Raw genomic sequence first — 13,654 nt, forward strand, 5'->3', positions numbered from 1 at the left:
CTTGTCGATTATCTCAGTTGCTTTGGCTGATCAAGCGATCTGTGATAACCGATTGCTTTCCTAGCGTATTTGTTGCACGCGTCGAGTCTGACGCTGGACCGCATTGAGAGGGATGCATCGAGTCCACCGCGCAACGCAAGGAAGCCGATGACGGGGTGGCCTGGCTGCTACGTAGACTATTGAAATCCATTGAATTCGATGACCTATGGCCGGCCCGGACGATCAACCTTGAAGCGTCGATGATCATACGAGCGGCATCTCCACGCTGCGGCGAGACCGGTCCAGGAGTGGGATAACTGGGCCTGCAGATACAATGTTTTTATGCCTGATCCGTATTGCACGAATAGCGCCTTTACGTATGCAGGATCTACCTTGGCACTCCCGCACAGCAGTGCGTTGAGCCAAACACGATGTGTATCCTGATTTTGCGAGGTCCTCAGGCCGATCCGGCGCCGTTGGTGCCGATGCAGTTGCCCGAGTGTGCCGGGCGCGCGTTGCGCACGCTGGCGTGTGCCGATGTGGATAGCCTGATCGCCGAATTGCACGCAGCCGGTGGCGATGCCGAGGTGGAGCTGGTGCTGCTGGATTCGGGCGATCTGCCGTTGTCCGAGCGCAGCTGCGCCCGGGCCTTGCGTGCGGCGGTGGATGCGTTGCCCACGCCGTATATCGAGCTGCATGCCGATGCGGCGCAGGAGTTGGAGCCGTGGCTGCATCCGCAGCATGCGCCGTTGGCGGTGGTGATTGCCCCGCACGATGCGCCGCGTGCGTATGCGATGTCGCTGGGGATCGCGGCGCGCTGTCTGCCGTCGCTGCACGCGCCGTTGCGCGTTGCCGCCTGAGGACGCCGCCATGTCGATCATGATCGTGCGTGGGCCGGAGGCATCGCTGCCGTTGGTGCGTGGGCCGCAGCCGTTGCCGCGGGCGGTGATCCGCCAGCTGGTGCAATGCGCCGGCGATGCAGGCAAGACGGTGGCGCTGCGGGCCTGTGGCTCGGAGCAGGAATTGCTAGATGCCTTGCGCGTGGCTGGTCAGGCGCGGATGGAGATCGCGCTGATCGATCCGGGCAGCTGCGTGGACAGCCCGCGTCTGCACCGGATCCTGGGCGCGCTGCCGTACCCGTTCGTGGAAGCCCACGACGACAGCGTGGACCGGCCGGGACGCTGCCTGCCGGATGGCTTTACGCAGCGGGTGGCCACGGTGCGTGGTTACTGCGCGCAGAGCTATCTGCTCGGGTTGGAGATTGCGTTGGAACATCTGGGCTGCACGGAGATCCAGGGCGATGTCCACGTCGGTACCTGAGCCACGCCAGCTGCATTACTTCGCCGACTACGAGGGTTACTGCGATGGTCGGCCGGTGCTGTGGGGGCAGCTGGCCCACAGCGTGGAGGTTCCCGCCGATGGCGAGCTGGATGCGGCGGGCCTGGTCTGCGCCTTGCGCCGCCGCGCGGCCGAGGCGCATGGACTGGAAGCCGGGCAGATCCGGTTGTGCCAGGTCACGCGTCTGTAGCGTCTTCCATCGAACAGCGTCAGGGGCAAAGGCGACGACGCGCGATGCAGCGTGGATGCCCAAGGGGTCTGGCCGCGGCAGACACAACGACGCCACCCGAAGGTGGCGCCGTTGTACCGGAATGACTGCACGTCATTGCGCGCAGATCACCTGTGTTGACGCTTACTTGGCCGCGCCGCCATCCGGCACGAACTTGATCAGCTGATTGCTGGTGGCGGCGGTGCCGAAGTTGAAGCGGCCGTAGCCGGCACCCCAGTACAGTGCGCCGTTGGAAATGGCCGGCGAGCTGATCACCGAGCCGGAGGCGTCGTAGTTCCACAGCGTCGCGCCGGTGTCGGTATCCAGCGCCACCATATTGCCGGCCATCGAGCCGGCGAACAGCAGGTTGGGCGAGGTCGTCAGCGAGCCCTGGCCACCGGCCGGCACGGTCGGATTCACGCGGTTGATGCCGGGCACCTTGACCTGCCACTTGATCCTGCCGGTGGCCGCGTCCAGCGCCGCCCACGAGCCGCCATTGTGGCTCTGGGTATTGGCAGGCCCCAACGTGTAGGTGGCATTGGAGCTGTTGTTGATGGCCACATAGACCTGCGACTTGTACGGGTCGAACGCGGTGCCCCATTCCACGCCACCGGTGGTGCCGCCCGGGCCGACCTGGGTCGACCACACCTTGGCGCCGGTCTTGGCGTCGAAGGCCCAGTAGATGCCGCTCTTCTGGCCGGCACCGACCAGTTGCTGCAGCTTGCCGTTGCGCGGCACCGCGAACAGCTGCACGCCGGCGCCGCCAAAGTCGTAATCCGGACCGGTCAGGTTGCTCGCCTGCGTATTCGGGCACAGGCCATTGGTGGGTGCGACGATGCAGGACAGGTTCCAGGCGTCATAGCCCTGCGCGCGGTTGGCCCAGACCAGCTTGCCGGTGTCCAGGTTCAGCGAAATCACCGAATCGACGTAGTTGTCCGGCGCCATGCAGTTCAGCTCATCCTGCACGGTCAGTTCGCTGCCCCGGTAGGAGCGCGCATTGGAGACGCAGTTACCCACGCTCTGCGGAATGTTGTAGTTGTTGCCGGTGCCGAAATACAGGCGGCGGCTGATCGGGTCGATCGCCACCTGGCCCCACACCGAGGCACCGGTATAGCCCTCGGGCACGTTGTAGAACTGCCACAGCTTCTCGCCGGTGTTCAGGTCCACTGCCACCACGCTGCCGCGGAAGCTGAAGGTGTGGTTGGCGTCCAGGTTGCCCCAGTCGCCGGAGGAGATGCCGACATAGATGCGGTTGCCGTAGATGACCGGCGAAGAGGTGATGCGCGCCTGCGGGTTGGCTTCCACCGTGCTCTTCCACAGCAGCTTGCCGGTCTTCTTGTCGATGGCCAGCAGGGTACCGGATGCCTGATCGCCAACAATGATGCTCCTGGCGCTGATCGCCGGCGTGTTGCGCGTGACCGAATTGGCATTGCCGGTGTAATCGGACAGCTTGGCCTGCCAGTTCGGCTTGCCGGTCTGGCTGTCCACGCTGTACAGCGTACCGCCCCAGTCGGGCACGTACAGCGTGCCGCCCTCGATACTGGGGGTGGCCGAGATGTCGCCGGTGGTGGTCAGGGTCCAGGCCGGCTTGAGCGTCCTGACGGTGCTGCGGTTGATCTTCCACTCGCCCGGGGCGAAGCGCGAATTGAAGTAGCCGCCACCGGCCGTGGGCCAGTTGCTCGGGCTGGCGAACGGAAGCTCTTTGCCGAAGCTGTGCCAGACCTGGCCGGAGCGCGCAAACGCCTGTGCATCCAGGGACGACACTGGTTGCTGGGAGGGTGCGGCGGTCGTGGCGCCAGACTGGGCAAAGGCCACTGCGCTGGCCAGCAGGCAGGGAATGAGCGTCAAACTGCGGAACCGCAAACGGCGATTGGAGTTGGTCATCACGGCGTATCCATTGGTGGTGAGGAAGCGCTGGATCCCCCCGGATCTGCGTAGCGAAGATCGCCGATCACGGCGTCCCTGCAACACCGGCGCGAGCCTGCATTCACTCAACGGTCGGGTCTGCCTGGATCTGGTATGACCAAGTCGAAAAATTTGCGTTCAGCGTGTGCGTTAATCGCGCAATTAGTGATGATGCATCACTATTTTCCGTGTCTGCGATAGAAAAAATCATTCAGGACGACAAGGTTGAATTCGCAGGCAAATCATAGGTTTGCAAAAAGTAACCAGGACATCTTGCGCCACCTCGTAGCGCGGTTGGCGGGCTGCCGATGGCCGCGCCTGTACGTAACGTGGAGCATGCAACGTACGGCACGGCGGTCGGAAGCCCGTGATCCTGGCGCGCACGCGTCCGGTGCCGGATGCGTGCATGGCGGGCTCGCGCCGGCATTGCGGTCGCGCAAGCCGGCGGCTTGACGCCAAGCAACGTGCGCCTGCCGCTACCATGTCAGCGTCTGATCGCGCACGGAGCCCGCATGTCGACATGGCTGACGCTGGTGTCCTACGACAATGCCCTGCAGGCAAGATTGGTGGCCGGACGTCTGCAGGCCGAAGGCATCGCGGTGTATCTGGCCGACGAACAGCAATGCCTTGCGCAGTGGTATCTATGCCAGGCGCTGGGTGGGATCAAGATTCGCGTGGAGGCGAGGCACTGGGCGCAGGCCCGTGCCGTGCTGGCCGACCTGGAAGCCGGTGCACATGCCTTGCCCGAGGGCGCCGACGAGGCGCCGTTGCCGCACGCGCGCCACGACACGCTATCGGCGCGTCTTGCATTGTTGGTGTTGAGCGTCCTGGCGATTCCGCTGCCATGGCGGCGTCGCTAGGGCGCGCTACCCAACGCGTTGGTGCTGGCGTTGGCTGCTGCCGTGTCGATCAGCGCCAGTTGCGCGATCGCATCGCGCACCACCTCCGGCACGCTGGCGTCCACGTCCACCGACACCACGTCTGCTTCGTCCAACGGCAATTCCAGCGTCTGCAGCTGGCTGTCGAGCAGGCTCGGCGGCATGAAGTGGCCGGCACGCGCGCCCAGGCGTGCGGCGATCACGTGTGGCGCGGCATGCAGGAACACGAAGCGCATCGGCACGCCGCTGCCGCGCAGCAATTGGCGATGGGTGCGGCGCAATCCGGAGAACGCCAGCACCACCGATTGGCCGGCCTGCACGCACTCGCGCAGGGTGGCCGACAGCAGTTCCACCCACGGCAGGCGCATGGCGTCGGTGAGCGGTTGGCCGGCGGCCATCTGCGCGCGCGCAGCCACGCTGTGATAGTCGTCGGCATCCAGGAAACGGAAGCCGTAATGCGCGGCCAGTGCCTGCGCGATGGTGGTCTTGCCACTGCCCGACACGCCCATCACGACGATGGCCAGGGGCGAAGCGGACGCGGGCGTGGCAGGTGCGGCGGTGTCCATCACGTCAGGTTATATCTCCGGATCGATTCGGCATTTGAGCGGATTTCACGTTGGCGCCAGCCGATGCGTGGTGTAGCGTCGGCCCTCCTTGCCAGGTGAGCGGGCGCCCAGCGTAACGGCGTGACCGGCCGGGTACAACGCATCCGAAGGTCACCCGATGACGTCAACACCCGCATCGTCCCCTGCCTCGGCGCGCCTGCGCTGGCGCGAAAAGCTGGGCTACGGCGCCGGCGATCTGGGCCTGAATCTGTACTGGGCCAACATCTCCGCGTTCCTTCTGATCTTCTACACCGACACCATGCACCTGCCGGCCGCGGCCGTGGGCACGATGATCCTGCTGACCAAGATCGCCGATGCGATCGCCGACCCGGCGATGGGGGCGATCGCCGACCGCACGCGCAACCGCTGGGGCAAGTTCCGCCCGTATCTGCTGTGGGGCGCAGTGCCGATGGCGGTGACCGGCGTGCTGGCGTATACCACCCCGGACCTGGATCAGAACGGGCGCATGTGGTGGGCCACGATCAGCTTCCTGGTGATGATGCTGGCCTACACCGTGGTGAGCATTCCGTACTCGGCGCTCTCGGGCGTGATCACCGCCGACAGCAAGCAGCGCACCGGCCTGATCAGTCTACGTTTCATCGGTGCCTTTGCAGGCACCACGCTGGTCAACTATTTCACGATGGATCTGGTGCGCTGGTTCGGCGGCGGCAACGATGCGCAGGGCTGGCAGCGCACGATGATGCTGTATGGCGCGGTGGCGGTGGTGTTGTTCGTCGGCGTGGCCTTGACCACGCGCGAGCGCGTGCAGCCGCCGCCGCAACAACGTACGCCGATCGGGCGCGACATCGCCGACCTGCTGCAGAACAAGCCCTGGTGCGTGCTGTTCGTGCTGTCGTTGATCATCATGATCACCATCACCATGCGCGGCGGTGCGGGCGTGTATTACCTCAAGTATTACGTGCAACGGCCGGATCTGGTCGGCGCGTTCCTGGGCTGCTATTCGGTGGCACTGGGCGTAGGTGCGGCGATCACCCCGCTGCTGACGCGGCGCTGGGACAAGCGCCAGCTGATGTGCGGGCTGATGGCGATCGTTGGCCTGTTGAGTTGTGCGATGTTCTTCGTGCCTGCCGATGCGGTGTGGGCCATCTTCGTGCTGAACATCCTGATCGGCCTCGCACTGGGGCCGAAATCGCCGCTGGCGTTTTCGATGTATGCCGACAGCGCCGATTACACCGAATGGCGCACCGGCCGGCGCGCCACCGCGATGACGTTCGCGGCGGCCACGTTCTCGCAGAAGCTTGGCGGCGCGCTCGCCTCGGCCGGCATCGCCTGGGTGCTGGCCGGCATGGGCTATGTCGCCAACAGTGCGCAGTCCACTGCTTCGTTGACCGGCATCGTGCTGCTGCTGACGGTGATCCCGGGTGCGGTTGCGCTACTGGCGGCATGGACGATGCGTTTCTATCCGCTGGACGATGCCTTGCTGCGCCGTATCCAGCACGAACTGGCCGCGCGCAAGCGCGACGAACAGGAGCACCTCTGACCGTGTCTGCAATGCCTCTTGCTGCTTCCGACGATCTGTCCACCTTGCTTGCGCCCAGCGCCGACGGTGCGCGCTACGCGCTCTACAGCCCTACCGCCATGCCAAACGCCGGCGGGTTCCTGTGGAACCGTCGCATGATGCTGCAGCTCACTTGCCGCGGCTACGCCACCGGCCAGTTCATGCAGCCGGAGCCATCCAAGTACGCGCACGCGCCGATGCTGGAAGCGCGCAATTTCATGATGCCCGAGCAGCCGTACTACGCGCATCATCCCGGGCGTTTCTTCTATCTGAAGGACGAAGACAGCGGGGCCTTGTATTCGGTGCCGCACGAGCCGGTGCGTGCGCCGCCGCAGGCCTTCGAATTCTCCGCCGGCAAGCACGATGTGCGGTGGCGGGTACGTCACGACGATATCGTGGTGGAGCTGTGCGTGGCCCTGCCCACCGACGATGCGGTGGAACTGTGGGAATGCCGCGTGCACAACCAGTCCGCGCGGGCGCGCCGGCTCAGCCTGTATGCGTACTTCCCGATCGGCTACATGTCGTGGATGCATCAGGCCGGCGGCTACGAGCCGGCGCTGGGCGGCATCGTCTGCCGCAGCGTGGCGCCGTACCAGAAGATCGACGACTACTTCCGCCAGCGCGATTTCAAGGACTGCACCTTCCTGCTGCACGAACAGCCACCGGTGGCTTGGGAGGCGCAGCAGCTGGCCTTCGAAGGCGAGGGCGGGCTGCATGCGCCATCGGCGATCCAGGCCGAGCAGTTGGGCAATCACGAAGCGCATTACGAAACCCCGGCCGCCGCGCTGCAGTATCGCCTCGCCCTGGAAGCGGATGCCGCCAGCCTGTACCGCTTCGCGTTCGGGCCGGCCAAGGACGATGCGGAGATCGCCGCGCTGCGCGCGCGCTATCTCTCACAGGACGGCTTCGCTGCGGCCGCGCGCGACTATGCGCAGTACCTGCAGGGCGGGCGCGGCTGCATCCAGATCGCCACGCCGGATCCGGCGCTGGACAACCTGGTCAACCACTGGTTGCCGCGACAGGTGTTCTACCACGGCGACGTCAATCGCCTGACCACCGATCCGCAGACCCGCAACTATCTGCAGGACCACATGGGCATGGCGTATCTGCAGCCGGCCACCGCGCGCGCGGCGCTGTTGCATGCGCTGTCGCAGCAGGAGCCCAGCGGCGCGATGCCGGACGGCATCCTGCTGGTGGAAGGCGCCGAGCTGAAATACATCAACCAGGTGCCGCATACCGACCATTGCGTGTGGTTGCCGATGTTCCTGAGCGCGTACCTGGCCGAAACCGGCGATGCCAGCATCCTGGACGCGATCGTGCAGACCCATGACGGGCAGCGGCTGAGCGTGGCCGAGCGGCTGGATGCGGCGATGCAGTGGCTGCTGGACGCACGCGATGCGCGCGGACTGAGCTTCATCGCGCAAGGCGACTGGAACGACCCGATGAACATGGTCGGCTGGCGCGGCAAGGGCGTGTCCGGCTGGCTCACCGTGGCCACCGCGTATGCGTTGCGGCTGTGGTCCGACATCTGCACCGCGCACGGCCGCAGCGCGCAGGCACAGACCTTCGGCGAAGCGGTCGGCACCGTCAACGCCGATGCCAACCGCGAGCTGTGGGACGGCAACTGGTATGCGCGCGGCATCACCGACGACGGCGTGCGGTTCGGTATCGCCGATGATGTGGAGGGACGCATCTACCTCAATCCGCAGAGCTTCGCGTTGCTGGCCGGCACTGCCGATGCGCAGCAACGTGCAGCGCTGCTGGAGGCGGTGCGCGAGCAGCTGCACACGCCCTATGGTCCGGTGATGCTGGCGCCGGCGTATACGCATATGCGCGACGACGTGGGCCGGCTGACCCAGAAGTGGCCGGGTGCGGCGGAGAACGGCGCGGTGTACAATCATGCGGCTGCGTTCTATCTGTACAGCCTGTACCAGATCGGCGAGTCCGATCGCGCCTGGGAGATCCTGCGCGCGTTGCTGCCTGGTCCGACGCGGGAGGACGTGCTGCAGCGCGGCCACCTGCCGGTGTCGCTGCCCAACTATTACCGCGGTGCCTGGCATCAGTACCCGCGCACGGCTGGGCGTTCGAGCCAGCTGTTCAACACCGGCACCGTGGCCTGGGTGTATCGCTGTGTGCTGGAGGGCTTGTTTGGCCTGGTCGGCGAGGGCGATGCACTGGCGATCCGGCCGCAGCTGCCTTCGCACTGGCCACAGGCGCAGGTGACGCGCCAGTTCCGCGGTGCGCAGTTCGAGGTGCAATTGCAGCGCGAAGCCGGGCGCGTGGCGATGGAGGTGCTGGTGGACGGCGTGGTCAGCGCGGACCAGCGCGTGCGCGCGGTGACTGCCGGCCGGGTATATCGGGTGCAGGTGCGCCTGCCGGGCTGAGCGGCGCTCGGCCCCTCACCCGCCCTTCGGGCACCCTCTCCCGCAGGCGGGAGAGGGGAGCTGTTTAACACCGCGATGGAAGTGCTGGTGGACGGCGTGGTTAGCGCGGAGTGCGCGTGCGCGGGGTGACTGCTGGCCGGGTGTATCGGATGCAAGTGCGGTTGCCGGGTTGAGCGGCGCTCGGCCCCTCACCCGCCCTTCGGGCACCCTCTCCCGCAGGCGGGAGAGGGGAGCTGGCCAGCACCGCGATGGAGGTGCTGGTGGACGGCGTGGTCAGCGCGGACCAGCGCGTGCACGCGGTGACTGCTGGCCGGCTGTATCGGGTGCAGGTGCGCCTGCCGGGCTGAGTGGCGCTCGGCCCCTCACCCGCCCTTCGGGCACCCTCTCCCGCAGGCGGGAGAGGGGCGCTGGTTAACACCGCGATGGAAGTGCTGGTGGATGCTTGGTCAGCGTGGACCAGCGCGTGCGCGGGGTGCCGCCGGGCGGGCGTATCGGGTGCAGGTGCGGCTGCCGGGCTGAGCGGCGCTCCGGCCCCTCACCCGCCCTTTGGGCACCCTCTCCCGCAGGCGGGAGAGGGGAGCTGGCCAACTCCCTCAAGCGGGAAAGGGGAGCCGGCAAACACCAGGCGAGCCGCTGCATCGTCGTGCCATCGCTACAGCGGCGCATCGTCGCCCGGCCGTGCACGGGCTCGCGTCGCCGTTCGGGCGGAGGTCTACTGCCGGATGCCTGAGTTGATGGGCCGACCATGCGGCAGGCAAGCGCATGCCACACACCGCAACCGGACTCCCTTCTCCCGCTTGCGGGGGAAGGTGCCCGAAGGGCGGATGGGGGGCGTTTGACCCTCGCCCCGATGCCTCGTGTCAGAGGCTGACGTAAAGAACCGTCTTCCCGGCAGCGCGAAACGCGTGCGTTGCCAGCATGACAACGCACTCCTTCCCGCTAGGACGGCAGGAACTGCCAGAAACGGCCGAAGCCCTTCGCCCCCGCCTCGACAGCCCGCACCCTCTCCGAATCCCGAATCCCGAATCCCGAATCCCGAATCCCGAATCCCCATTCCCCATTCCCCATTCCCCATTCCGTAAACTCCCAGCTCGCCTTTCCCTGGGAACGCCCATTGGTCTCGAGCTGGATCCTGCTGCTGGTGTCCGTGGGCTATGCCGCGCTGCTGTTCGGGGTGGCGTGGTGGGGCGATCGCCGGCCGATGTATCCGGAGCGGCCGTGGCTGCGGCCGGCGGTCTACAGCCTGGCGCTGGCGGTGTACTGCTCGTCGTGGACCTTCTACGGGGCGGTGGGTTCGGCAGTGCGCAACGGCATCGGCTATCTGCCGATCTACCTGGGTCCCTTGCTGCTACTGCTGTTCGGCTGGCGCATCATCGAGCGCCTGGCGCTGATCGCACGTGCCGAAAATACCGTGTCCATCGCCGATTTCATCTCTTCGCGCTACGGCCGCTCGCGCCGGCTGGCCGCGCTGGTGGCGGTGATCGCGCTGGTCGGCATCGTGCCGTACTTGGCGCTGCAGTACAAAGCGGTGGCGATGAGCCTGGAGGTGTTGACGGGGCATAGCAGCGCCGGGCGCGGCATTCTTGCCGATCCGGCGCTGTACGTGGCGCTGCTGATGGCCTTGTTCGCCACCTTGTTCGGCACCCGCCAGGTGGATGCCACCGAACACCACCACGGCATGATGCTGGCGATCGCGCTGGAATCGGTGATCAAGCTGGTGGCCATCGTGGCGGTGGGCCTGTTCGCGTGGCTGTGGCTGAGCGACCACCAGCTGCATATCGCCGATTCGGCGCGCACCCTGTTCGAGCACACCCCGTCGGTCGGCTTCATCTCGCAGACGCTGCTGAGCTTTCTGGCGGTGATCTGCCTGCCGCGCCAGTTCCATGTGGCGGTGGTGGAATGCAGCGACGTGGGCGACATCCGCCGGGCGCGCTGGTTGTTCGGTGCGTACCTGGTGATCATTTCGGCGATGGTGGTGCCGATCGCCTCGGCCGGGACCGCCTTGTTCGGCAAGGGCAGCACGGTGGTCGACGATGCGATGGTGCTGGCGCTGCCGCTGAGCCAGGGCAACACGGTGCTGGCGTTGGTGGCCTACGTGGGCGGCTTTTCCGCAGCCACCGGCATGGTGATCGTAGCCAGCATCGCCCTGGCCACCATGGTCAGCAACGATCTGGTGATGCCGGTGCTGTTGCGTCGCCGCGTCAGCGCGAACGCGCGCGCGGCCGTGGCATCGCGAGTGTTGTGGATCCGCCGTGTGGCGATCCTGCTGCTGGCCCTGATCGCCTATGGCTACCACCGCAGCGTGGCCAACGACACCACCCTGGCTGCGTATGGCCTGATGGCGTTCGCGGCGGTGGCGCAGTTCGCGCCCGGGGTGATCGGCGGGCTGTACTGGCGCGGCGCAAGCCGCAAGGGCGTGGAGACCGGCATGGTGCTGGGCTTCATGACCTGGATCTACACGCTGCTGCTGCCGGCGGCCACGCGCGCCGGCTGGCTACAACCGGAGTGGCTGGTGGATGGCCCGTTCGGCATTGCGTGGCTGCAGCCGCAGCAGCTGTTCGGCATGCGTGGCTGGGATCCGCTCGCGCACGGTACGTTCTGGTCGTTGTTGATCAACGTCGGCGCGATGATGCTGGTATCGGCGCGTTGGCGCCCCGGCGTGGACGAGCGCCTACGCGCCGCACCGTTCCTGGATCCGTATGCGCAGCGCCCGGCGGTGGCCGGCGAATGGCCCGGGCATGTGCGCGTGGGCGATCTGCAGGCACTGGCCGAACGCGTGGTGGGCGAGCGGCATGCGCGGCGCGCGTTCGTGGAGCAGGCGCAATTGCTGGAGCGCGAGCTGCAGCCGACGGTGGTGGCCGACCGCGCCTGGGTGCAGTTCACCGAGCGCCTGCTGGCAGCGTCCATCGGCGCAGCCTCGGCACGGCTGGTGCTGACCAGCCTGTTGCGCGGTTCGGGCATGGAGCTGGGCGAAGTGGTGGCGGTGCTGGACGAAGCCGGCCAGGAACTGCGCTTCAATCGCGAGATTCTCTCGACCACGCTGGAAAACATCAGCGCCGCGGTCAGCGTGGTCGACCCGGAGATGCGCCTGACCGCGTGGAACCGGCGTTACCAGCAGCTGTTCGGCTACCCCGACGGCATGCTGTACGTCGGCCGCCCGGTGGCTGATTTGATCCGCTACAACGCCGAGCGCGGCGAACTGGGCGAGGGCGATATCGAAGACCAGATCGATCGCCGTATCCGCCACATGCGCGCCGGCTCACCGCACGTGTTCGAGCGCACCCGCAGCGATGGCAAGGTGATCGAAATGCGCGGCCAGGCGCTGCCCGGCGGCGGCTATGTCACCAGCTACAACGACATCACCGACTACAAGCGTGCCGAGCGCGCGCTGCTGGACGCCAACGAGAACCTGGAACAGCGCGTGGCCGACCGCTCGCGCGAGGCCGAGCTGGCGCAGCAATCCAAGACGCGTTTCCTGGCCGCGATCAGTCACGACGTGCTGCAGCCGCTCAACGCCGCGCGCCTGTTCGCCTCGGCGCTGCGCGAGAGCCACCAGAACAACGAAGAGCAGCGCCATCTGGCCGAACGCGTGGACGCCTCGCTGCGTGCGGCCGAGGAATTGCTCGACGGTCTACTCGATGTCTCGCGGCTGGATGCCGGCGGGCTGCGCCCCACGGTGGAGGATTTCGACGCCAGCGCGCTGATGCATGAGCTGGCCGCGCAGTACGCGCCGGTGGCGGCCAGCCGCGGCCTGCGCCTGCAGGTGCACACGCGCCCGATCTGGGTGCGCAGCGACCGCCGCCTGCTGCGCCGGGTGATGCAGAACTTCCTGGCCAATGCGCTGCGCTACACGCGGCAGGGCCGCATCGTGCTGGGCATGCGCGGGCGTGGCACGCAGGTGGAACTGCAGGTGTGGGACACCGGCCCGGGCATCCCCGAGCACCATATGCGGCAGATCTTCGAAGAGTTCCGCCGCTACCAGCAGCCGTTCGACTGGGGCGAGCAGGGGCTGGGATTGGGCTTGTCGATCTGCCAGCGCATCTCGCGCCTGCTCGACCACGACCTGAGCGCGCGCAGCCAGGTGGGCCGCGGCAGCATGTTCTCGATCCTGTTGCCGCGCGTTGCGCCGGTACCGGTGGCGCCGGTATCGCTGGCACCGGCCGCGCGCGCCCTGTCCAGCGACGACTCGCTGGCCGGCCTGCGCGTGCTGTGCGTGGACAACGACCGCGAGATTCTCGATGGCATGCGCGCGCTGTTGGGGCGCTGGCAGGTGGAGGTGATCACTGCCAGTACCGTCGACCAGGCACTGGACTGCGCGCGCCAGCAACCGGATCTGATGCTGGTGGACTACCACCTGCACGACCGCCTGGATGGCCTGGACACGCTGGATGCACTGCAGGCCGCTGCACCGTCGCCGATTGCCGGGGCGCTGCTCACCGCCGACGGCCGCGACGAACTCAAGCAACTTGCACGCGAACGCGGGTATCGCTTGCTGACCAAACCGGTCAAGCCGGCATCGCTGCGCGCATTCCTGAGCGCGTATCACGATGCAAAGACACGCTGACGGAGGCATCGTTGCCATCGCCGCGACATGCGGCGATGCACGCTACAGCGAATACACATCCCACGATGCCGATCGCGGAGCGCATGCCATGCATCGTAGGAGCGCACCCGGGCGCGATGGAGCATTCCCGGTAACGCCACGTCGCGCCCGGGTGCGCTCCTTGTATCTGGACATGGCCGCATAACAGCGTTATGTCTTCCGACTGATCATCGGAGCAGATGCAAGAAGCCCATGCGCTCCTTAAGCCTCGAGCTTGTATCGTAGATCGGCTCTG

General features: G+C 66.7%; 9 protein-coding genes. 7 read left to right on the plus strand and 2 right to left on the minus strand.

All coding sequences use genetic code 11. The annotated features are described in order from the left end of the window. Positions 1-410: 410 nt before the first annotated feature. The 3 genes from ACCQ05_RS00760 to ACCQ05_RS00770 are packed head-to-tail and all read left to right on the plus strand — an operon-like array spanning position 411 to position 1,507. Positions 411-839 (plus strand): hypothetical protein, encoded by a 429-nt coding sequence (locus ACCQ05_RS00760; RefSeq protein WP_372392621.1) that lies wholly within the window; start codon positions 411-413, stop codon positions 837-839. A 10-nt stretch (positions 840-849) separates the two neighbouring features. Beyond that, positions 850-1,299, plus strand: a complete 450-nt coding sequence (locus ACCQ05_RS00765) for a 3-dehydroquinate dehydratase (protein ID WP_372392622.1) — start codon at positions 850-852, stop codon at positions 1,297-1,299. After that, on the plus strand, positions 1,280-1,507 hold the full coding sequence (locus ACCQ05_RS00770) for a hypothetical protein (protein ID WP_005996486.1): 228 nt from the start codon (positions 1,280-1,282) through the stop codon (positions 1,505-1,507). The genes ACCQ05_RS00765 and ACCQ05_RS00770 overlap by 20 nt, the downstream gene beginning before the upstream one ends. Positions 1,508-1,669: 162 nt before the next feature. On the opposite strand, the gene ACCQ05_RS00775 is transcribed toward ACCQ05_RS00770, so the two are convergent. Continuing rightward, on the minus strand, positions 1,670-3,409 hold the full coding sequence (locus ACCQ05_RS00775) for an outer membrane protein assembly factor BamB family protein (RefSeq protein WP_372392623.1): 1,740 nt from the start codon (positions 3,407-3,409) through the stop codon (positions 1,670-1,672). Positions 3,410-3,942: 533 nt separating this feature from the next. On the opposite strand from ACCQ05_RS00775, the gene ACCQ05_RS00780 reads away from it, so the two are divergent. Next, positions 3,943-4,290: a putative signal transducing protein gene (locus ACCQ05_RS00780; RefSeq protein WP_372392625.1), complete on the plus strand. Its 348-nt coding sequence runs from the start codon at positions 3,943-3,945 to the stop codon at positions 4,288-4,290. Here the strand turns inward: ACCQ05_RS00780 and ACCQ05_RS00785 are convergent. Beyond that, on the minus strand, positions 4,287-4,874 hold the full coding sequence (locus ACCQ05_RS00785) for a gluconokinase (RefSeq protein WP_372393866.1): 588 nt from the start codon (positions 4,872-4,874) through the stop codon (positions 4,287-4,289). The two genes, ACCQ05_RS00780 and ACCQ05_RS00785, sit on opposite strands and share 4 nt — an antisense overlap. A gap of 157 nt (positions 4,875-5,031) precedes the next feature. Between ACCQ05_RS00785 and ACCQ05_RS00790 the strand changes: the two genes are divergently transcribed. The 3 genes from ACCQ05_RS00790 to ACCQ05_RS00800 all read left to right on the plus strand — a co-directional run bounded on the left by ACCQ05_RS00790 (position 5,032) and on the right by ACCQ05_RS00800 (position 13,380). Beyond that, positions 5,032-6,414 carry an MFS transporter gene (locus ACCQ05_RS00790; RefSeq protein WP_372392626.1) on the plus strand — a complete coding sequence of 461 codons (1,383 nt, stop codon included), beginning with the start codon at positions 5,032-5,034 and terminating at the stop codon, positions 6,412-6,414. Between the two features lie 2 nt (positions 6,415-6,416). After that, entirely contained in the window at positions 6,417-8,816 is a 2,400-nt protein-coding gene (locus ACCQ05_RS00795; RefSeq protein WP_372392627.1) for a GH36-type glycosyl hydrolase domain-containing protein, read from the plus strand. A gap of 1,114 nt (positions 8,817-9,930) precedes the next feature. After that, positions 9,931-13,380 (plus strand): NahK/ErcS family hybrid sensor histidine kinase/response regulator, encoded by a 3,450-nt coding sequence (locus ACCQ05_RS00800; protein WP_372392628.1) that lies wholly within the window; start codon positions 9,931-9,933, stop codon positions 13,378-13,380. Positions 13,381-13,654 lie beyond the last annotated feature (274 nt).

The sequence above is a fragment of the Xanthomonas sp. NCPPB 3582 genome (assembly GCF_041475735.2).
Taxonomy (GTDB): Bacteria; Pseudomonadota; Gammaproteobacteria; order Xanthomonadales; family Xanthomonadaceae; genus Xanthomonas; species Xanthomonas codiaei.

Coding starts and splice junctions, on each gene's coding strand:
- ACCQ05_RS00760 (WP_372392621.1), top strand. CDS start 411: ATGTGTATCCTGATTTTGCGAGGTCCTCAGGCCGATCCGGCGCCGTTG.
- ACCQ05_RS00765 (WP_372392622.1), top strand. CDS start 850: ATGTCGATCATGATCGTGCGTGGGCCGGAGGCATCGCTGCCGTTGGTG.
- ACCQ05_RS00770 (WP_005996486.1), top strand. CDS start 1,280: ATGTCCACGTCGGTACCTGAGCCACGCCAGCTGCATTACTTCGCCGAC.
- ACCQ05_RS00775 (WP_372392623.1), bottom strand. CDS start 3,409: ATGACCAACTCCAATCGCCGTTTGCGGTTCCGCAGTTTGACGCTCATT.
- ACCQ05_RS00780 (WP_372392625.1), top strand. CDS start 3,943: ATGTCGACATGGCTGACGCTGGTGTCCTACGACAATGCCCTGCAGGCA.
- ACCQ05_RS00785 (WP_372393866.1), bottom strand. CDS start 4,874: ATGGACACCGCCGCACCTGCCACGCCCGCGTCCGCTTCGCCCCTGGCC.
- ACCQ05_RS00790 (WP_372392626.1), top strand. CDS start 5,032: ATGACGTCAACACCCGCATCGTCCCCTGCCTCGGCGCGCCTGCGCTGG.